Annotated in this window: 10 protein-coding genes and 2 tRNA genes; 6 read left to right on the top strand and 6 right to left on the bottom strand. The window is 68.7% G+C overall.

Going from position 1 to position 19,358, the window contains the following annotated elements; all coding sequences use genetic code 11:
* Nucleotides 1-37: 37 nt before the first annotated feature.
* Nucleotides 38-2,242 (top strand): ATP-dependent DNA helicase RecQ, encoded by a 2,205-nt coding sequence (locus NIBR502771_RS01305; RefSeq protein WP_141158119.1) that lies wholly within the window; start codon nucleotides 38-40, stop codon nucleotides 2,240-2,242.
* Here the strand turns inward: NIBR502771_RS01305 and NIBR502771_RS01300 are convergent.
* The 4 genes from NIBR502771_RS01300 to NIBR502771_RS01285 form a co-directional block, all read right to left on the bottom strand.
* On the bottom strand, nucleotides 2,166-3,647 hold the full coding sequence (locus tag NIBR502771_RS01300) for an MFS transporter (RefSeq protein WP_141158118.1): 1,482 nt from the start codon (nucleotides 3,645-3,647) through the stop codon (nucleotides 2,166-2,168). The genes NIBR502771_RS01305 and NIBR502771_RS01300 overlap by 77 nt on opposite strands.
* A gap of 117 nt (nucleotides 3,648-3,764) precedes the next feature.
* A tRNA-Ser gene (locus NIBR502771_RS01295) sits at nucleotides 3,765-3,853 on the bottom strand.
* A gap of 92 nt (nucleotides 3,854-3,945) precedes the next feature.
* On the bottom strand, nucleotides 3,946-4,485 hold the full coding sequence (locus tag NIBR502771_RS01290) for a GNAT family N-acetyltransferase (RefSeq protein ID WP_141158117.1): 540 nt from the start codon (nucleotides 4,483-4,485) through the stop codon (nucleotides 3,946-3,948).
* A 5-nt stretch (nucleotides 4,486-4,490) separates the two neighbouring features.
* Entirely contained in the window at nucleotides 4,491-6,749 is a 2,259-nt protein-coding gene (locus NIBR502771_RS01285; protein WP_141158116.1) for a prolyl oligopeptidase family protein, read from the bottom strand.
* Nucleotides 6,750-6,833: 84 nt separating this feature from the next.
* Between NIBR502771_RS01285 and NIBR502771_RS01280 the strand changes: the two genes are divergently transcribed.
* Nucleotides 6,834-8,768, top strand: a complete 1,935-nt coding sequence (locus NIBR502771_RS01280; RefSeq protein WP_141158115.1) for an FAD/NAD(P)-binding domain-containing protein — start codon at nucleotides 6,834-6,836, stop codon at nucleotides 8,766-8,768.
* 87 nt (nucleotides 8,769-8,855) lie between these two features.
* Here the strand turns inward: NIBR502771_RS01280 and NIBR502771_RS01275 are convergent, their stop codons facing one another.
* Both NIBR502771_RS01275 and NIBR502771_RS01270 read right to left on the bottom strand, forming a co-directional pair.
* Complete coding sequence (locus NIBR502771_RS01275) at nucleotides 8,856-13,385, bottom strand: ExeM/NucH family extracellular endonuclease (RefSeq protein ID WP_141158114.1); 4,530 nt, start codon at nucleotides 13,383-13,385, stop codon at nucleotides 8,856-8,858.
* A gap of 419 nt (nucleotides 13,386-13,804) precedes the next feature.
* Nucleotides 13,805-13,892, bottom strand: a tRNA-Ser gene (locus NIBR502771_RS01270).
* 108 nt (nucleotides 13,893-14,000) lie between these two features.
* Between NIBR502771_RS01270 and NIBR502771_RS01265 the strand changes: the two genes are divergently transcribed.
* The 4 genes from NIBR502771_RS01265 to NIBR502771_RS01250 all read left to right on the top strand — a co-directional run bounded on the left by NIBR502771_RS01265 (nucleotide 14,001) and on the right by NIBR502771_RS01250 (nucleotide 19,295).
* Nucleotides 14,001-14,984, top strand: a complete 984-nt coding sequence (locus tag NIBR502771_RS01265) for an NAD(P)H-quinone oxidoreductase (RefSeq protein WP_141158113.1) — start codon at nucleotides 14,001-14,003, stop codon at nucleotides 14,982-14,984.
* A gap of 116 nt (nucleotides 14,985-15,100) precedes the next feature.
* Nucleotides 15,101-15,706, top strand: coding sequence for a PadR family transcriptional regulator (locus NIBR502771_RS01260; protein WP_141158112.1), 606 nt, complete (start codon nucleotides 15,101-15,103; stop codon nucleotides 15,704-15,706).
* A complete protein-coding gene (locus NIBR502771_RS01255; RefSeq protein WP_141158111.1) occupies nucleotides 15,703-16,440 on the top strand; it encodes an ABC transporter ATP-binding protein in 738 nt (245 codons plus the stop codon). Before NIBR502771_RS01260 ends, NIBR502771_RS01255 begins: the two co-directional genes overlap by 4 nt.
* Nucleotides 16,440-19,295 (top strand): FtsX-like permease family protein, encoded by a 2,856-nt coding sequence (locus NIBR502771_RS01250; RefSeq protein ID WP_141158110.1) that lies wholly within the window; start codon nucleotides 16,440-16,442, stop codon nucleotides 19,293-19,295. Before NIBR502771_RS01255 ends, NIBR502771_RS01250 begins: the two co-directional genes overlap by 1 nt.
* The last annotated feature ends 63 nt before the right edge of the window (nucleotides 19,296-19,358 follow it).

The following is a 19,358-nucleotide window of genomic DNA, read 5'->3' as shown; positions in this document are numbered from 1 at the left end:
TGTGCGGGGTGTCGGAGGGTGCTGGGATACTGAACCAATGGCCAATAACCAGTACGCGTCCACAGTTTCCGCTACCGCAGTTGCAGATACGGCAGGCCCGGACGGCCCGGGGACCGCCACGCACGCCGAGGCGCTGGAGGTCCTTCGCGGCCTGGTGGGGAACCCGGGCGCCGTTTTCCACGACGGCCAGTTTGAAGCCATTGAGGCATTGGTCGACGGCGGGCGGCGGGCCCTGGTGGTCCAGCGCACCGGCTGGGGCAAGTCCGCGGTGTACTTCGTGGCATCCCTGCTGCTGCGCCGCCGGGGGGCCGGGCCCACGCTGATTGTCTCGCCCCTGCTGGCGCTGATGCGGGACCAGGTGGCTGCCGCCGCCCGGGCAGGGGTCCGGGCCGTGGCCATCAACTCGGCCAACCAGCTGGAATGGGACACCGTCCGTGAGCAGCTGGCCGCGGACGAGGTGGACGTCCTGCTGGTGTCCCCGGAGCGGCTCACCAACCCGGCGTTCCGGGAGACCCAGCTGCCCGAACTCCTCCGCCGGACAGGGCTGCTGGTCATCGACGAAGCCCACTGCATTTCCGACTGGGGCCACGACTTCCGCCCCGACTACCGCCGGATCGCGGACCTCATCACCCGGCTGCCGGACACGGTGCCGGTCCTGGCCACCACGGCCACGGCCAACTCACGGGTGGTGCATGACATCGAAGAACAGCTCGGCGCGGGCGTGCTGACCATCCGCGGCTCCCTGGGCAGGGACTCGCTGCGGCTGGGTGTCCTGTCGCTGCCCAATTCCAAGGAGCGGCTGGGATGGCTGCTGACCCATCTGGCCGACCTTCCCGGCAGCGGCATCATCTACACCCTGACCGTTTCCGCGGCGGAGGACACTGCCCGGCTCCTGTCCGAGGCGGGACACAACGTGCTGGCCTATACCGGGCGGACCGATCCGGCGGACCGGGAGCGGGCAGAGCAGCTGCTGAAGGACAACCAGGTCAAGGCGCTGGTGGCCACCTCTGCGCTCGGAATGGGCTTCGACAAGCCCGATCTTGGCTTCGTTGTCCACCTCGGTGCGCCGTCGTCGCCGGTGGCGTACTACCAGCAGGTGGGCCGCGCCGGCCGTGGCGCCGCGAACGCCGATGTCCTGCTGCTGCCCGGGTCCGAGGACCGGGAAATCTGGCAGTACTTCGCCACCGCGTCCATGCCATCGGAAGAGAAGGCAGCGGCCGTGCTGACTGCGCTGGCCGAGGCCGGCGCCGCGCTGTCAACGGTTGCCCTGGAGGCCAGGGTGGACCTTCGCCGCACTCCGCTTGAGCTGCTGCTGAAGGTCCTGTCCGTGGACGGAGCGGTGGAGCGGGTCGGCGGCGGCTGGCGTTCCACCGGCCAGCCCTGGGTTTACGACGCCGAGCGCTACAGCCGCATTGCGGAAGCCCGGGTGGACGAGCAGGACTCCATGGTTATCTACCAGGACACGGCTGGTTGCCGGATGGAGTACATCACTTCGGTCCTGGATGACGAGACGGCCCGGCCGTGCGGCCGGTGCGACAACTGCGCCGGCCAGTGGTTCCCGGCGGACGTGGCAGCCGACGCCACGGCTGCAGCCAGCCAGACCCTCAGCAGGGCGGGCGGCGTCCTGGAGCCGCGTCTTCAATGGCCAAGCGGCATGGACCGTCTTGGGGTGCCCGTGAAGGGGAAACTCAAGCCGGGCGAGGGCCTCTCGGACGGGCGCGTCCTGGCCCGCCTGACGGACCTCGGCTGGGGCGGGGCCCTGCGGGAGCTGTTCGCTGCCGGCGCGGAGGACCGGCCGGTGGATCCCGGACTGCTCCAGGCCTGCGTGCAGGTACTGCGCGAGTGGGGAACCGGGGACGCCCGGAACCCGGGATGGAGCGGGGCGGGCAGGCCGGCCGCCATCGTGAACGTCCCATCCCGCGGCAAGCCCCAGCTCGTGGGCTCGCTGGCACGGGGCATCTCCGAGATCGGGCGCATTCCCTACCTCGGGGAGCTGCAGCTGGCGCACGGCGGTCCCACCGGCGGGCGCGGTGGCAACAGCGCCTACCGGCTGGCGGGCGTTTGGGACCGGTTGGTGGTGGGCTCTGAGCTCGAAGCCGCCCTGCAGTCCGTCCAGGGGCAGCCGGTGATGCTCATCGACGACCTTACCGACAGCCGGTGGACCCTCACCGTCGCGGGGCGCGCCCTTCGGTTGGCCGGGGCGGGAGCGGTGCTGCCGCTGGTGCTGGCGCAGGCCGGCTGACTGCGGCCCCCGCATGCCGGGGGAGCAGGATGCTGTCCACGGTGCTTGCCAGCATCAGGACGGCCATCGCCAGGAATGCGCCGCGGAAAGGGCCGGCCGGATCCTGGGCCGCGGAGGTGAGGCCCTCGAAAGTCCGGATCAGCAGGGCCGCGATGGCGATGCCGGAGCCTGTGCCGAGCTGCACCAGCGTGGCGGACACGGTGTTGGCGGAGGTTAGCTGGGCCGGAGGAATGTCCGCGTACTGGACCGAGGCGTAGGCCGAAAAGCCGATGGAGCGGAAGGCGCCGCTGCATACCAGCAGTACGGCCATCAAAGCCGCCGGGGTTTCCGGTGTCAGGAAGGCACAGAGGGCGAACGTCACGGCTGATGCCAGGGAGGCAAACACCAGCACCGCCTTGAAGCCGAACTTACGGATCAAAGGTGTGGTGGCCGGTTTGATCCCGATGTTGCCAATGAACACGGCTGCCACCAAGGCGCCGGCGTGCAGCGGCGACCAGCCGAAGCCTGCCTGGAACATCAGCGGCAGCAGGAACGGGACGGAGCTTATGGTGACCCGGTAGACAAAGCCGCCCGTGGCCATGGCCCGGAACGTCCGGGTGCGGAAGACCTGCAGGTTGAACAGCGGGTGGGGAGCCCTGCGCATCCACAGGACGGCCCCGGTCAGTGCAGCGGCTCCGGCAGCGGCACTGATTCCGGCCCAGGGAAGTCCCGGGTGGCTGCTGGCAAGTTCCAGCCCGGTCACCAGGGCACCGACGCCAACTGTTGTCAGGAGCATTCCCGGCCAGTCGAGCCGCCGGCCGGGATCGCCGGGCACCGTCGGAACCAGCCGAAGCGATGCCGCAAAGGCGGCCACGCCGAGCGGCAGGTTCACCAGGAAGATCCAGTGCCATGACAGGTACGTGGTGAGCGCGCCGCCCACCAGTGGCGCGAGGACTGGCGCCAGGAGCCCGGGCCATACCAGGAACGCGGTGGCGCGCAGCAGGTCCGACTTCGGTGTTCCACGCAGCACCACCAGCGTTCCCACCGGGACCATCATGGCGCCGCCGGTACCCTGGGCAATGCGGCTCATGGTCAGTGTGGCCAGGTCCTGGCTGAGCGCACAGGCCAACGATGAGAGGGTGAACAGCGCGATGGCTGTACAGAAGATCCGCCTGGCCCCAAAGCGTTCAGCGAGCCAGCCGCTGAGGGGAATGCCGATGGCCACCGTCAGCAGGTAGGCGGTCATGGTGATGTTGACGTTGGCGGCGGGGACGGCAAAGTCGGCTGAGATGCTGGGAATGGCAGTGGTGAGGACCGTGCCGTCCAGGAATTCCATGAAGAACGCTGCCGCTACCAGGAGGGCGAGGCGCGGATTCCATCCCGTCCGGGCATCGTCGTGGTGGTCTGGGTTGCTGGGTGCCGCCATGGGCCAATCCTGCCACTGCGGCACCGGCGGCGCCCGCGGCGTCCGTTGGCCGGACAGCGCGTTCCACGAGCCGCCGGAAACGCAAAAGGCCCCGGTCCAGGGGACCGGGGCCAAACGCGGAGACGGGGGGATTTGAACCCCCGGTCGAGTTTAACCCCGACCCTTCATTAGCAGTGAAGTCCATTCGGCCGCTCTGGCACGTCTCCAGTTGCTATTACTAGCCCACCAAGGATACGCAGATCCGGCCATGCAGTGCAAAACGGTGCCCGCCACAGGCTCCGCCCCCGGTCAACAGGGTTCAAGTGCTCCGCGGCCGGCCCTGCGCCGGGCGGACCATCCGGATCTCCGGGAGGTCCTCCCACGCAGGCAGGACGTCCTCTTCGCCGTCCGGTGCAAAGCCGAAGCGGCGGTAGAAACCGATGGCCCGGCTGTTGGCGGCTGCCACCCAAAGGCTCGCTGCCCTCGAGCCGATGGCAGCGTCCAGCAAAAGGCCGCCCAAGCCAAGGCCCTGGTGCGAGGCCAGCAGGTACAGCCCCCACAGCTCCAGGTCTCCCGAGGCGGGCGGCGGGTGCCCTTCCGGGGAGCCGGGGGCAGGCAGCCGGCGGGAACCGGCAAACCCCACCACCGTCCCGCCGTCGCACGCCACCCACGCTTCGGCAGGATCCGCGCGGTCCAGCAAATGCTGCCAGAGCCGCAGCCGGTCCGCCGGGTCCACGGCGGCGAGGAAGGCATCGGACAGCATGCCCCGGTAGGTCTCCTGCCAGCAGCGGACGTGCACCTGGGCCAGCCGCTCTATGTCCGCGGCAACAGCCCGCCGAACGGCCAGGCGGGCTGCCATGGCCGTCAGCCCGCCAGCGCTTTCCACAGGAAGTGCTGGCTTCGCGCCTGCAGGGCAGCTGCCTGCCGGTTGTCGGAGGCGCCGGCGTGGCCACCCTCCAGGGCCTCGTGGAACCACACGTTCGGGATGCCCATGGCCAGCATCCGGGCGGCCATCTTCCGTGCCTGCACCGGGCCCACCCGGTCGTCCGAGGTCGCGGTCCAGATGAACGTCTCCGGGTACTCCACCGCGTCCTTGAGCAGGTGGTAGGGGGAGAACGTCCTGATGTATTCCCACTGTTCGGGGTCGTCGGGGTCGCCGTACTCGGCAATCCACGAGTGCCCGGCGGAGAGCTTGGTGTAGCGGCGCATGTCCAGCAGGGGCACACCGCAGGAAACGGCCCGGAACAGTTCCGGATACCGGGTGAGCATGTTCCCCACCAGGAGTCCACCATTGGACCCGCCCACGCACCCCAGCCGCCGCGGCGAAGTGACACCGCGGGAAATCAGGTCCCGCGCCACTGCTGCGAAGTCCTCGTAGGCGCGGTGGCGGTTTTCTTTCAACGCGGCACGGTGCCAGGCCGGCCCGTACTCGCCGCCGCCGCGGATGTTCGCCACCACATACACCCCGCCGCGCGAGTGCGGCGCCTTCCCGTCGCTGCCGTCCGAAACCGTGGTCCGCCGCTCCAGCCACGCCCGGCCAACGGCGCCGCTGTAGGCAGGCGTGCGTGACACCTCGAACCCGCCGTAGCCGGACAGCTGGGTGGGGTTCTGCCCGTCCAACGCCAGCCCGCGCGGCGCCACCTGGAAGTACGGGACCCGGGTGCCGTCGTCGGACACGGCGAAGTGCTGCTCCACCTCATAGTCATCGTCGGCAAAGAACGACGGCGAGGTCTTGACCACCGCGTGCCGGCTCACCACGCCGGACGTCCCGGCGCTCCCGGGTTCCAGGTTGCCGGGTTCCAGGGTGCCGCGCATCAGGGTGGTGGGAGTGGTGAAGCCGGTGGCGATGAGCCAGAAGTCATCACCGGCCCCGCCGTCGGCCGGTGCCTCGTCCTCGTCGTCCACCGCGTAGGCGTTCACGTCATGCAGCGGCGGGCAGGCGTCGAGGAGGGTTGCCGCCCAGCCGCCGTCCGTGTTGCCGGAAGGCCGGGACGGGTCGAGCACCCGGATTTCGGAGGAGACGTCCTTGAGCAGGTTGAGCAGGAGGAAGTTCCGGGTCCAGCTCCAGGACTGCAGGGAAGTGTGGGCATCGGGGGTGAACAGGACGGTGAGGTCCCGGCTGCCGGCGAGGTAGTCCTCGAAATTGGCGGCAAGCAGCGCGCCGGAAGGGTAAGTGGTGCCGTCCAGGGCCCAGTCCTGCTGCGGGCGGAAGAGCAGCCAGTCCCGGTGTGCGCTGACGTTGACGTCGGTGGGCACGTCGATCTGCACCCAGCTTCCGTCCCGCAGCACGAAGTTGGTGCGGTTGAAGAAGTCGATGTAGTCCACCGCGAAGGTCCGCTCAAAGCCGGGCGTGGAGTCATGGGCCGCCATGGCCATCATGTGGTCTTCGGGCACCTCGAAGAGGCGTGGAGCCGAGGCCAGGGACTCTCCGCGCTTAAGCGTCACTGCCGTCCGGGCGTAGGAGGAGGCCGTCTTGGGCAGCCCGTCCGCGGTGGAGGCAACCAGGAGGGTGTCGGCGTCGAGCCAGGAGACGTTGCCTTTCGCCGTGGGGAGGTCGAACCCGCCACGGGCGTGGTCCACGAAGCCGCGCGCCTCGACGTCGAACTCGCGGTACCGGTTGGCGTCGCCGCCGTCGGGGGAGAGGGCAAGCAGCGCCAGCCGGTAGGGCTCCCCGGCCGCGGGGCGCAGGAACGTGGCACCGTGGAACACCCACTCGTCGCCTTCGGCGCGGGACAGCTCGTCAACATCCAGCAGGACATCCCATTCCGGGGAGTCGGTGCAGTAGCTCTCCCAGGTGGTCCGCCGCCACAGGCCTTTGGGGTTCTGCTGGTCGCGCCAGAAGTTGTAGTACCAGTCTCCGCGCTTGCCCACCATGGCGATCCGGTCCGTGGAGTCAAGGACCTCCAGGATGCCGGCCTCCAGTTCGTCGTAGCCGCTGCCCTCCAGCAGGTCCTCGGTGCGGGAGTTTTGCTCCTTGACCCAGGCCAGCTGTTCCTCGCCGTAGATGTCCTCCAGCCACACATTTTCGTCGACGGGTTCCGGCGCGGTTTGGCGGGAGTTGGTGCCGGTGGTGTCCCTGCCGGGGCCGGGAACGGACGCTTGATCAGCTGCTGTGGTGGTCATGCGCCCCATCCAAACAACATCCCCCATGGCTGGCAAGTCAAGCGTCCGGCGCACACTCCGCTTCCAGCCCGTACGCTGTATGGCGTGGAAATATCGCAGAGCAACCGCGCCGTCATCATCGGTGGCGGCCCCCGCGGCACCAGCGTGCTGGAGCGGCTGCTCGCCCACACCGCCGTCGCCCGGAGCCCGAAAGCGCCCCTGCACATCGACGTCGTGGATCCTTACCCGGCAGGCCCGGGACATGTGTGGCAGCCGGGACAATCCCGGCTGTTCCTCATGAATACCCAATCGTTCTATCCCACCCTGGTTCCCGAGGATCCGGCGCTTCCCGCACCTGTTGCCGGCACCACCTTCGACCAGTGGCGGGCCCGGCAGCAGCGGGATCCGCTGCCGTCCCTCACCGCGGAGGAACGGGCGGAGCTGGCGGTGTTGGGATCGAATGATTTTCCCAGCCGTGCCCTCTACGGCCGCTACCTCCGCTGTACCGTGGAGGAGCTCCTGGGCAAGGCATCCGACGGCGTCACGGTTGAATTCCACGAAACGACCGCAACGTCGGTGCGTCCGGCCGGGGACGGAACGTTCGACGTCGGCCTGGCCACCGGAGCGGCCATCCGCGCCCGTTCCGTGGTGCTCGCCCTGGGGCATGTGCCGTCCCGGCTGAACCCCGAACAGCGGGAGCTGCAGGCGGCCGCCGGGCAATTGGGCCTGCAGTACTTTCCCCCGGCCGTTCCCGCGGATGTGGACTGGTCCCAAATCCCCGCCGGGGAACCGGTCCTGGTCCGCGGCATGGGCCTGAACTTCTTTGACACCATGGGCCAGCTCACCGAGGGACGCGGCGGCAAGTTCGTGCCCAACGGCAGCGGCCTGGTGTATGAACCGTCCGGCCAGGAACCCCGGATCATTGCGGCCTCGCGGCGCGGGACCCCGTACCGTGCCAAGGCGACGCTGGACGGCTACTACGCCTCCTCCATAACGCTCCGGTACCTCACCGAGGCCGCCATCGAGAGGCTGGCGAAGGCTGGGATCCGCCCTTCGTTCGACCATGACCTGTGGCCGCTCCTGCACCGGGATGCCCTGTGGGCCTACTACTCAACGCTGGTGCGCTCGCAGCCCGGCGCGGTGCCCGACGCGCCTGCCTTCCTCGCTGCCCTGGAGGAAGCCCTGCAGCCGCACGCGCACAGCGCCGCGAACTGGGAGGACAGTGTTGAGAGCGTCCTGGCCGTCCACGTCGGCCCCCGCCACCGCCTGGACCTGCCGGGACTCGCGGCCCCGCTGGCGGGGCGTTCCTTCGAGTCCCGCAGCGCGCATGATGCTGCCGTCGTGGAGTTCCTGCTTGACGATGCGCGCCGCTCAGCGCTGGGCGAGGACGACCCCGTCAAGATGGCCATCGGCGCGCTGCACCACGGGCGTGCCGTCCTGAAGACGGCGGTGGCCGACGGCGGCATCACCGATGCGTCATGGGTCGCCGGCCTGCGGGGCTGGTTTGAATCGTTTGTGGAGGGCCTGGCCAGCGGACCGCCCGCACTGCGGTCCGAGCAGCTCGCGGCCCTGGCACGGGCCGGGGTGGTCAGCTTCGTGGGTCCGGACCCGAAATTCGGCGTGGACCGGAGATCGGCGCTGTTCACCGCTTCCTCGCCGTGGGTGGCGGGGCCGCCGGCCGGGGCCCGGACCCTGGTGGAGGCCCTGGCCCCCGGCAACCGGGTCTTGGCCAACGATTCACCGCTCCTGGCGCAGCTGCTGGCCGACGGGCTGGCGCGGCCCAAGCTCATGATGACTGCCGAAGGTGCCCCCATCGAGTCCACCGGCCTGGACGTGGAGCCGCACCCGTACCGCCCGGTGGCGGCCAACGGGTCGGTCACCGAGGGCCTCTTCGTGCTGGGGCTGCAGCTCTCCTCGGCCCAGTGGGGCACCGCCATCGCCGCAGAGGCTGTCCAGCCCGGCGGGCCTGCGTACCGCAGTGGACAGCGCACGCTCCGTGACGCGGACGAGATTGCTGCCGCCATCCTTCGCAGGGCGTAATTCCAAGATCTTAAATGGCGATGCGCCATCACTTATGGCCGCTAAACCGTCGGAATAGGGACCATAAGTGATGGCGCATCCAGGGTGTTAGCCCCGCAGGCAGGCGCGGTACGCGGCCATGGCCTGTCCGTAGTTCGCCTGGCCCTTAAGGTCCGCGGGCCGGGTCGGCTTAGCCGGCGGGACACAGACCGGCTGCGCCGGTGTGTCGGCCCCCACCAGCACTGCCACCTTCACCACGGTGCCGGATTCGACGGCGGTGAGCACCAGGGTTGCCGCGCCCTCCGCCGCCCCGGCCGGGACAGCCAGGTCAACCGGGGCCGCACCGGCGGCCACCGGTACCGTACCCAGCGGGGTGACCTTTCCGGCGGCGTCGGTGAACGAAGCTTCCAGGGCCGTGTTCACCGGGCTGCCCAGGGAGGTCAGGTCAAGCTTGGAGACCGTCAACGTGATGGGCTCTCCCGGCTTGACCCCGTCGGCAGTTGTGTTGGTGACAGCCACCGAACGCCGGGCGAAGTCGGGGGACACCGGGCTGCTCTTCTGGAGGTACCCGATCCACGCATCCCGGTCCACCAGCCCGGAATCGCGGGTGTTGGTGCCCGCGGTGAAGATCCGGAAGTTGTCGCCACCGGTGGCCAGGAAGCTGAACGTGCCCACCCGGTAGGACTTGGCTGGGTCCAGCAGGTCGCCGTTCACCCGCACTGACGTGATCCGGTCACCGGCCGGGCGGGCGGCGTCGTAGGTGTAGTTGACGTTCTTTGACAGGCCCAGCTGCAGGTAGGCCCGGCTGGGAACCGTGCCGTCGGCGTTGGTTTGCCACTGCTGTTCGAGCAGCGTCTTGAACTGCGCACCGGTCAGGGACGTGGTCCACAGGTTGTTCACGAACGGCAGGACCGCATTGGCCTCGGCGTAGGTGATGGTGCCGTCGGGTGCGTAGTACAGCTCGTTGCGCAGGCCGCCGGGATTGACGACGCCGATCTCCGCACCGCCAAGCTCGGCCGGCTGCAGGGAAGAGAGCAGGGAGTCGGCCACCAGGTTGCCCAGGGTGGATTCGCTGCCGCGGTCATCGCGCTTGGCACCACCGGTGGCGTCGGTGGTGAACGCCGTGGTGATGTCCTTGGTGACCGAGCCGATGGGCTGGTTGCCAACCACGGACGCGTCCGCAAGGGCCTTCTTGACGATGGCGTCGACGGCGGCCACGCGCGGGTAGGCAGCGACCAGGCCGGCGGCGGCGTCGGTGGTGCGCTTGACGTTCCCGGCCTTGTACCCGGTCACCTGCTTGGTGGCCGTGTCCACGGTCAGCTGGATCTGGCCCACGTTCTCACCGTAGTTGCCGGTCTGCACGATCGGCCGGGTCTTGCCCGCGACGCCCGGCACCGGGGCGTCCCAGGCGTACTCCTTGTGGGTGTGGCCCGTGAAGATCGCATCCACCTCGGGGGAGGTTTCGGTGACCAGTTTGGCGAAAGGCCCGCCGGCTGCCACTTCCTGCTCCAGGGTGGCGCCTTCCACCACCCCCGACCCGGCGCCGTCGTGGTCCTCAACGATGATGACGTCGGCAGCCTTCTCCGCCGTGATCCTGGCGGCCACCCGGTTGATGGCGTCCACCGGGTCCCCGAAGTCGAGGTCGGCGATGCCGGCGGGAGTCACCAGGGCGGGGACTTCCTGGGTGACGGTGCCGATTACTGCCACCTTGATGCCGTTCAGGTCCAGCACCGTGTACTCCGGCAGGACCGGTTCGGTGGTGCCCTTCTTGTAGACGTTCGCACCCAGGTAGGGGAACTTGGCGTTGGTGCCGCCGGCAATGACGCGGTCGCGCAGGTCCGCCCAGCCGCCGTCGAACTCGTGATTGCCCACGGCGGACGCTTTCAGCTCCAAGGCGTTCAAGACGTCGATGGTGGGTTGGTCCTTGGCGACCGCAGACGCGAAGAGCGAGGCGCCGATGTTGTCCCCGGTCGACAGGAAGGCCGTGGCACCCGGAGCGGCTGCGGCGCGGAGCTTCTCGATGGTCCCGGCGACCTGCACGGTGTTGGAATCGATCCTGCCGTGGAAATCGTTGATGTTCAGGAGGTTCAGGTCAACGGTGGCAGGGACTGCCGGGAGGTCCAGGCCCACCAGCACGGGGTCGTGGTCGCTGGCGCGGAACTGGTTCGGTGCGTAGTAGTCGGTGACGTTGTTGTTGTAGCGGCTGTACTCCAGCGCCACGGATTCCACCGAGTTGATGTTCCAGATGTCCGCACCGGTGACCACCGCGTTGGCCGCCGGCGAGGCGAGGATGTGGTCCAGCGAGCCCACCAGTCCGCCGAAGAGGTACGAGTGCTTGGCCGTGCCGTCGGCATTCCTGGCCTTGTCGTCCTGGTTGACATACCCCGCGCCGGTGAGGACGTTGATGGGGTCTTCCTTGCCGTACGAGTTGAAATCGCCGATCAGGAACACCTTGTCGGTGCCCTTGTCCTGCTGCAGGGAGTTGGAGAAAGCCAGCAGGGACTGCGCCTGGGCGGTGCGGGCGAGGTTTGAATTGCCCTGGCCCTTGTCGGTGTCGTCCGGAGTGGCAGCCGAGCCCTTGGATTTGAAGTGGTTCGCAATGGCGATGAACTTCTTGTCGTCAGGGGCGCCGACGGGCTTGAAAACCTGGGCCAGCGGCTTGCGGGCGCTGGCGAAGGCGACAGTGTCGTTGTGGATGATGGATTCGCCCACCGGCTCGGCGGCGGCCTTCTTGTAGATGAACGCTGTGCGGATCATGTCCTCGTCGGCCAGCGGTGGTGCATTCGCGGGGGTGCGGACGTAGTCCCAGATGCCCGGGGTGGGGATGTTAAGGGCCTCCACGAGCTTGGCCAGCGCGTCGTCCCGGTTCTTGCCGAACTGGGCGGAGTTCTCCACCTCCATCAGGGTGACGACGTCGGCGCCGGACTTGGAGATGGCGGCGACGATTTTGTCCTGCTGGCGTTTGAAGTTCCCGGCATTGGCGGCGCCGCGGACGTTGCAGCCGCCGCTGACGGTGATGGGGTTGCCTGCGCGGTCGGTGTAGAACTTGCAGCCGGCGACCTGGTCACCGGTGGTGGGGAAGTAGTTCAGCACGTTGAAGGACGCGAGCTTCAGGTTGCCGCCCACGGCAGCGGGGGCCTCGGTGCGGGTGGCGCCGAAGCGGGCCGGCTGGACGGTGGCCTTGTTGGCCTCCGTCAGGTGGGTCAGCGGCTGGAACTTCCAGGAGTTGTTGGCGTAGCCCAGCACCACGTTGGTGGTGAAGCTGACGGGTGAGCCCACCCGGACCGAATCCGCGGTGGTGAGGTAGGGCAGCACTTCGGCCTTGGTGGTGGCGTCCTTGAGGAAGTTGGTGCTGGACCCGTCGTCGAGCTTGATGCCGCGGGCAGCGTTGTCCGCCACGACGGCGGCGTATTCTGCCGAGCCGTAGGGTGCCACGGCGGTTGGCTGTTCCAGCGCGGTGGTGCCGCCGGCCAGGCCGATCTCGCCGTACTGGTTCAGGCTGTAGTTGTCGCTGACGGTCATGGGGCCCTGGGGTGCCAGCAGCATGCCTTCCAGGGACTCGCGGAAGGCCTCGCCGGCCGGAAGCGTGAAGATGGTGGGCTTGACCTCGGGTGCGGCCTCAGACAGTTTGGTAAGGCCCGTAGCCGCCGTGACGTTCAGCTGGGTCATTCTGTAGTACTCGGCAACCGTGCCCGTGACCTGGACGTAGTCTCCGGCCTGCACCGATCCGACCGTGGCGGGCGAGTAGACGAAGATGCCGTCGGACGCGGAGTGGTTGGTGGCCGTGAGGTCACCGCCCGTGCCGGGGGTCTGGATGTAGTAGCCGTTCAATCCGCCCGTGGGAAAGGCCGCGGTGACCTTGCCCTTGGTGGTGACGGCGGCTCCGGCCAGCGGGCTTTCGGCGCCGGTGCCCTGGACTTCGGCAATGGCTTTGTCGACCGGGTCGGGGGCAGGTGCGGGGACCGGTGTGGGGTCCGGCGCGGTACCGCCGGAGGACGTCGGGGTGATGGCGGCGCTAAGCGTGAAGTCAGCGGCATTGCTGTTGCTGTCCGCGCCGCCGGTCCGGTTCAGGCTCTTCACATCTGAGTTGGAAGCGGGTGCCGCGGCGGCCTTGGCCTCAAACGTGTTGGAGCTGCCGTAGCCCAGGAGATCGGCCACGCCCACGGGCTCCACCACAGACCCGGTGGGAAGTCCGACGGCGGTGGGCTGCTTGGCGAGCACAATGGTGCCTCCGCTGCCGCCGAAGTTGAGCGCCCCGGCCACGAGGTCCGGTGCGGGCAGGTCTGCGCCATTGGTGCCGTTGCTCCCGCCCTGCACCAGGTAGTAACCCTTGGCGGGAATGGACCCGGACAATGCGGCGACTCCGCTGGGAGCGGCCGTTCCGGTGGCGGAGCGGTACTGTACCGACCAGCCGTCCAGGGACACGGGCGCGTCCGAGCTGTTGTACAGTTCCACGAATTTGTTCTTGTACGCGGCGCCGCTGCTGCCGCCGCTCAGGTAGGCCTCGTTGATGACAACGGGGGATGTGCCGGCCGCGGCTGAGACCTCCGCGGCCGCCGGAACAGCAGCCAGCGGGGCTGCGATGAGCCCCGCTGACAATGCTGCGCCGAGCGCTGACTTCCAAGGTGTTTGATGCATCCGCTCTTACTTTCATTGAGGAGTACCGGGTGGGTGGTCCGGTGGGTGCGTCCATGGTTCATGGATCGGACTGGGCAGGATCGTGCCTGGCCTGGTGGTTGTCCAGGCACATGACAACAGCACTGAATGAACGCAAGGTTGCTGGCGCGTGCATTCGGTGGGGCGTTCCCCAGCGGAGCGCCCCACCGTCCGGTCCGGGCTTTTCCCCAAGCCCGTTCCGGAGATGCTGGTGGCGGGAGTGATGCCCGCCGACAACCCGGGGGTGTGCCGGCAGTCACAAACGATACCCGCCAGTAGCATCCGAATCCTGGTCCGGCAGGGGTTTGTCCAAAGAATTTACGTGCAGGCAACACGGCCGGGCCGCGGATCTTAAAGCAAAAACCCCTGGCGGCCGGTGCCGGCTGCCAGGGGTTCCCTTGCGGAAGGTAAGAGATTCGAACTCTTGGTACGGGGTTACCGCACACTGGTTTTCAAGACCAGCTCCTTCGGCCGCTCGGACAACCTTCCTCAGCTAGTAGTGTTTCATAGGCACTTGCCTGCAACAAAACAGGCCCGGGGAAGCCCCCGGTGCACACTGGATGCAGCCAGGATTTGAGTCAGGAACGGGAGAGGTCCATGAAAGCCGTCTATATATCTGAACCGGGCGGCCCGGAAGTGCTGGAAGTTCGGGACGTGGACGCCCCGGTTCCCGGCCAGGGCGAAGTGCTGATCGACGTGGTGGCAGCGGGGCTGAACCGGGCCGACGTCCAGCAACGCCGGGGGTTCTACCCGCCCCCGCCCGGCGCCTCCGAGGTCCCGGGGCTGGAAGTGTCAGGCCGGATCGCCGGCTTTGGACCCGGCGTCAGCAAGCCGTTCTCGCTGGGGGACAAGGTAGTGGCCCTGCTGGCAGGGGGTGGTTACGCGCAGCAGGTGGCAGTACCGGCCGAGCAGGTGCTGCGCGTCCCCGAGGGTGTTGACCTTGTTACGGCCGCGTCGCTGCCGGAAGTGGCGGCAACGGTCTACTCGAACCTCATTATGACGGCGCAGCTGCAGCCGGGCGAGACAGTCCTGATCCACGGGGCCACGGGCGGGATCGGCACCATGGCCATCCAGCTGGCCAAGGCGTTCGGGGCCAAGGTGGCCACCACGGCCGGAACTGATGAGAAAGTCAGCACCGCCAAAGCCTTCCTGGGCGCGGACATTGCCATCAACTACAAAGAGGAAGACTTTCCGGAGAGCCTTCGGCGGCAGAACGGCGGCAAGGGGGCGGACGTCATCCTCGACGTGGTGGGAGCAAAATACCTCGCGCAGAACGTGGATGCCCTGGCCGACTATGGGCGCCTGGTGGTGATCGGCCTGCAAGGTGGCACGAAGGGCGAGCTGGACCTTGGGCTGCTGTTGAAGAAGCGGGCGGCCGTGGTGGCCACCGCGCTTCGGCCCAGGCCCGTGGCGGAAAAGGGTGCCATCATGACCGCCGTCCGCGACGCCGTGTGGCCGCTGGTGGCCGATGGCAGGATCCGCCCTTTGGTTGCCAAGACTTTCCCGCTGGACCAGGTCGGTGCCGCCCACCGCTACTTCGACAGCGGCGACCATGTGGGCAAGGTCCTCCTGGTCCTCTAAGGAATACATACCCGGTATTGCGCGAGAGGGTGATCCGGCTTAGGGTTGGTATACGCGGTATGCACGGGTCTTGGGGGCCTGTGCATGCCGGCAATGACTAAGCCCGGGGGAGCACCATGTCGATACGCCACAGCCTCCTCGCCCTGCTGCAGGACCAGCCGCGTTACGGCTACCAGCTGCGGGTCGAGTTCGAGAACCGCACCGGAGCCACGTGGCCCCTGAACATCGGGCAGGTGTACACCACCCTGGACCGGCTGGAACGCGATGCCCTGGTGGCCAAGGAGGGCGACGACGGTGAGGGCCATGTGGTGTACAGCATCACCCCTGCCGGCAAGGCGGAGGTGCGGAGCTGGTTCGCCGCCCCCGTGGAGCGGAACAACCCGCCCCGCAACGAGCTCGCCATCAAGCTGGCGCTCGCCGTCACCCTGCCCGGGGTTGATGTTCAGGCCATCATCCAGGCCCAGCGCGTAGCGTCCATCAGGGCCCTGCAGGACTACACCAAGGCCCGGCGCGACACCGCAGCGAACCAGAAGGCTACGGATACCGCCTGGCTCCTGGTGCTGGACTCGCTGATCTTCCAGACCGAAGCGGAAGTCCGCTGGCTGGACCTCTGCGAAGCCAGGATGGTCCAGCAGGCGCAGGCCGCCGCTGCGGGACCGGCCCGGAAGACGTCCAACGGGGCCACGGAAGATGCCCCGCTCAGCGCGGACAGCCGCCGGTGAGCGTGCCGGGGCCGCAGCAGGTCCTTGAACTCGCCAAGGTCGGCAGGACCTTCGGGGAAGGGGCGACGGCGGTCGCAGCCCTCCGCGGCGTGGACCTCACCATCTGCGCGGGGGAGTTCGTCGCGGTCATGGGTCCGTCCGGCTCAGGAAAGTCCTCCCTGCTTGCCGTTGCCGGCGGACTGGACCGGCCGACGTCGGGCGCTGTCTTCGTCGAGTCCACGCCCCTGGCCGGGCTGAACCTGAACGAACTGGCCCGCCTGCGCCGCCGGGCCGTTGGCTACGTGTTCCAGGACTTCAACCTGGTCCCCACGCTGACTGCCGCGGAAAACGTGGCGCTGCCTCTGGAACTGGACGGAACATCTGGCCGCAAGGCGCACCGGCAGGCAGCCGATGCGCTCCGGCAGGTAGGTATCCCGGAGCTTGCGGACCGCTTCATGGACCAGATGTCCGGCGGCCAGCAGCAGCGTGTGGCCATCGCCCGTGCGATCGTGGGCAAGCGGCGGCTGATCCTGGCCGACGAGCCCACCGGTGCGCTGGATTCGACAACGGGCCAGGGGGTCATGGAGGTGCTGCGTGCCAGGGCAGACGCCGGAGCCGCCGTCATGCTCGTCACCCACGAGCCCAGGCACGCCGCCTGGGCGGACCGGGTGGTTTTCCTGCGCGACGGACGCATCATTGACCAGGCGGCAGCCATGCACGACCCCACGATGCTCCTTACCCAGGCCGGACTCTGATGCCGCTTGACCTGGCTCCCGCGCCGCAGGGGCGCCGGAGCGGCCGCCGGGTTGCGTTGCGGCTGGCCCGCCGCGACATCGCCCGCCATAAGGGGCGCTCGCTCCTGATCGTCCTGCTGATCATGCTGCCGGTGGCCGGCATGACCGGCGCCGCCACCCTCTACCAGAGCTCACAGCGCACGCCCGGGGAGATTGTCCGGTACGAACTGGGCAACTCCCAGGCCAGGTTCAGTGTCCTGGCGGTTCCCAGCGCGGACTCCCTGCAGGATCCGCTCAATGATGGTGTCATCGCTTCCAGCTCCGGCCGCTACGACCCGGATTTCGAGCGGACAGACCCGGCCGACGCCCTCCCGGCGGGCTACGAAGTCCTTCCGCAGCGGACGCTCACGCTGACCACCGGCGTGGGCGCGGCCCTTGTTTCCTTGCAGGGCCGCGAGGTTGACGCGCTGAATCCGGCGTTTGACGGCAAGTACAGCCTGCTGGCCGGCCGCGCACCGCGGGACGGGACGGAGGTGCTGGCTTCGCCGGGGTTGATGTCGCGGTTCCACCTCGCCTTCGGCCAGGAATTTACGACGTCGGCAGGAACCTTCGTCCCGGTGGGCACCATCCGTGACGCTTCCGTCGCGGACAGCAACAGCATCCTGTACCTCAAGGCGGGCCAGGCGCCCGGGGACCTTGCGGCGGGCCCCTCGACCCGCCAGTCTGTGTCCTACTACCTGGTGGGCCCCGAACCGGTCACCTGGCAACAGGTCAGGGAGGCCAACAGCGAAGGCGTGGGCGTGCTGTCCCGCAGCGTGGTGCTGGACCCGCCGTCCGCCGACCAGCGCACGGTTCCAGGTTCCCTGCTGCACGACAACTCCCCGGTGCTGGTGACCGTCTATGCCACTTTCGGCCTGGTCGGTGCGCTCGCACTGCTCGAGGTGGGCCTGCTGGCCGGAGCCGCGTTCGCTGTCGGCGCCAAGCGCCAGGTACGTGAGCTGGCACTGCTGGCATCCGCCGGAGCGGACACTTCCACCATCGGAGCCGTCGTCACTGCCGGCGGACTGTGGCTTGGCAGCCTGGCCGTGGCCGGCGGCGCCGCAGTGGGGCTGGGGGCCGCTGCCGTCGTCGTCCACGTGGTCCGTTCCACCGGTTCCGCCCGGCTGGCCGGCCTGCACCCGGACCCCCTCCTGACCGCCCTGGCCATGGCGATGGGCTTGGGCGCCTGCGTCCTGGCTGCATTGGTCCCGGCGCGCCAGGTGTCAAGGCAGGCCGTGCTGGGTGCGCTCAAATCCGGGCGGGCGCCGGCGCCGACGGGGCGCCGCACCACCGTGGCCGGCGTCGTCGCGCTGGCAGTTGCCGCAGGGCTGCTTGGGGCCGGCTGGCTTCTCAGCGGTTCCACGACCGATCCCGACCAGCGGGCGGAGCAACTGCCGGTGGTGGCCACCCTGCTGATCGCCGGGGCAGTGGCCGCAGTTGCGGGCCTGGTAATGCTGACCGGATGGCTGATCCTCCGGCTGACGTCCCGTACGCGCTGGCTTTCCCTCTCCCTCCGGATGGCGGCGCGGGACTCTGCGCGGAACCGTGGCCGGAGCGTCCCCGCCGTCGCCGCCGTACTCGCGGCGGCCACCCTGGCAAGCGCCGCCCTGGTGCTGTCAGCCAGCCAGCAGGCCGGGCTGCGGGACACGCATTACTGGGGCGCCCTGGAGAACCAGGCGTACCTTCCTCTTACGGTGGACCAGCCCCTCGCAGCCGATGGCAGCATGCGGCCACCCATGCACATTGACGCCGGCGCACTCTCCGCCGCGGTGGATGGTGCCATCGGGACTGTCCAATCGACCCGGCTCATCACCGCCCCCGCAAGCCTCCGGAACTGCCCCGAGGGCCCCGCAGATCCAGGCCTGCCGGCACTGACGGACACCTCGAATTGCCTGGTGTTTTCGCTTGCCAGGCCGCAGGCCAATACGTGCCCGACCACACCCATGGGACGGGTAGTGGACCCGGGGGACTGGCGGTGCCGCGGGTCCATGGTCAACGAACAGCCCTCCAGCCGGGCCATCCTGGTCGGCGGGGTGGACGACGTCCGGGCAGCACTGGGCCGCGATCCATCCGCGGAGTCCCTGGCGGTGCTGGACGCCGGTGGAATGATAGTGACCAACCCCGTCTTCGTCCGTGACGGAACAGTCCTGCTGGAGGGGAAAGATGTACGGACCCACGGTCCGGCGCCGTCCGGGCCCGGCACGGTGCCCTCGACGGTGAGGAGCACTTCCCTGGCCGCAACGGTGCTCGAGCCTTCTGTCCCGGTCCCATACTTCGGTGTTGTCTCGCCGGAAACCGCCGCACGCCTGGAGCTCCACGCTGAACCCGCCGGGCTCCTGGTTCAGCTGGCGAAGTATCCGTCGGAGGCGGAGGCTGATGCAGCCTCCGCTGCCATCGCGGCCGTCTACCGGCAGCCCGGCATGGACTTCCGGGCCGAGCCTGGCATTTCCCAGGGCAGCCAGTGGATGACGTGGTCCATTGTGGCCGCCGCCGCGCTCATCACGTTCAGCGCAGCGGGCATCACCACCGGTCTCTCCCTGGCCGATGCCCGCACCGACCACGCCACGCTTGCCGGCGTGGGAGCCTCGCCGCGGCTGCGCAAGGCCCTGGCAGGATCGCAGGCCCTTTTCACCAGCGGCGTGGGCGCCCTGCTGGGGGTACTGGCAGGGGTGGTGCCTGCCTTCCTGCTTGTCCTGTCGTCGGACATGCGGACAGCAGTCGACGTTCCCTGGCTGCACCTCCTGGCCCTCGTAATGGCCGTGCCGGTGACGGGCGCAGTGCTTGCCTGGACTTTTACCCCTTCCGGGCTGCCCTTGTCCCGGCGCAGCGCGGCCTAGCCTGGAGCTTTCGACCCTCATTCGTCGCCGCGGCGCCGCCGCTCACCGCACAGCCGGGCGCCG

Origin of the sequence: Pseudarthrobacter sp. NIBRBAC000502771, assembly GCF_006517215.1 — a bacterium.
In the GTDB taxonomy this organism is placed as follows: Bacteria; Actinomycetota; Actinomycetes; order Actinomycetales; family Micrococcaceae; genus Arthrobacter; species Arthrobacter niigatensis.
The sequence above is the reverse complement of the archived record's forward strand: the minus strand, read 5'-3'. Positions and strand labels throughout refer to the sequence as shown.

Excerpts from the sequence above, each read along its gene's own strand:
- NIBR502771_RS01305 (WP_141158119.1), top strand. The coding sequence starts at position 38 with ATGGCCAATAACCAGTACGCGTCCACAGTTTCCGCTACCGCAGTTGCA.
- NIBR502771_RS01250 (WP_141158110.1), top strand. The coding sequence starts at position 16,440 with ATGCCGCTTGACCTGGCTCCCGCGCCGCAGGGGCGCCGGAGCGGCCGC.
- NIBR502771_RS01300 (WP_141158118.1), bottom strand. The coding sequence starts at position 3,647 with ATGGCGGCACCCAGCAACCCAGACCACCACGACGATGCCCGGACGGGA.
- NIBR502771_RS01290 (WP_141158117.1), bottom strand. The coding sequence starts at position 4,485 with ATGGCAGCCCGCCTGGCCGTTCGGCGGGCTGTTGCCGCGGACATAGAG.
- NIBR502771_RS01265 (WP_141158113.1), top strand. The coding sequence starts at position 14,001 with ATGAAAGCCGTCTATATATCTGAACCGGGCGGCCCGGAAGTGCTGGAA.
- NIBR502771_RS01260 (WP_141158112.1), top strand. The coding sequence starts at position 15,101 with ATGTCGATACGCCACAGCCTCCTCGCCCTGCTGCAGGACCAGCCGCGT.
- NIBR502771_RS01285 (WP_141158116.1), bottom strand. The coding sequence starts at position 6,749 with ATGACCACCACAGCAGCTGATCAAGCGTCCGTTCCCGGCCCCGGCAGG.
- NIBR502771_RS01275 (WP_141158114.1), bottom strand. The coding sequence starts at position 13,385 with ATGCATCAAACACCTTGGAAGTCAGCGCTCGGCGCAGCATTGTCAGCG.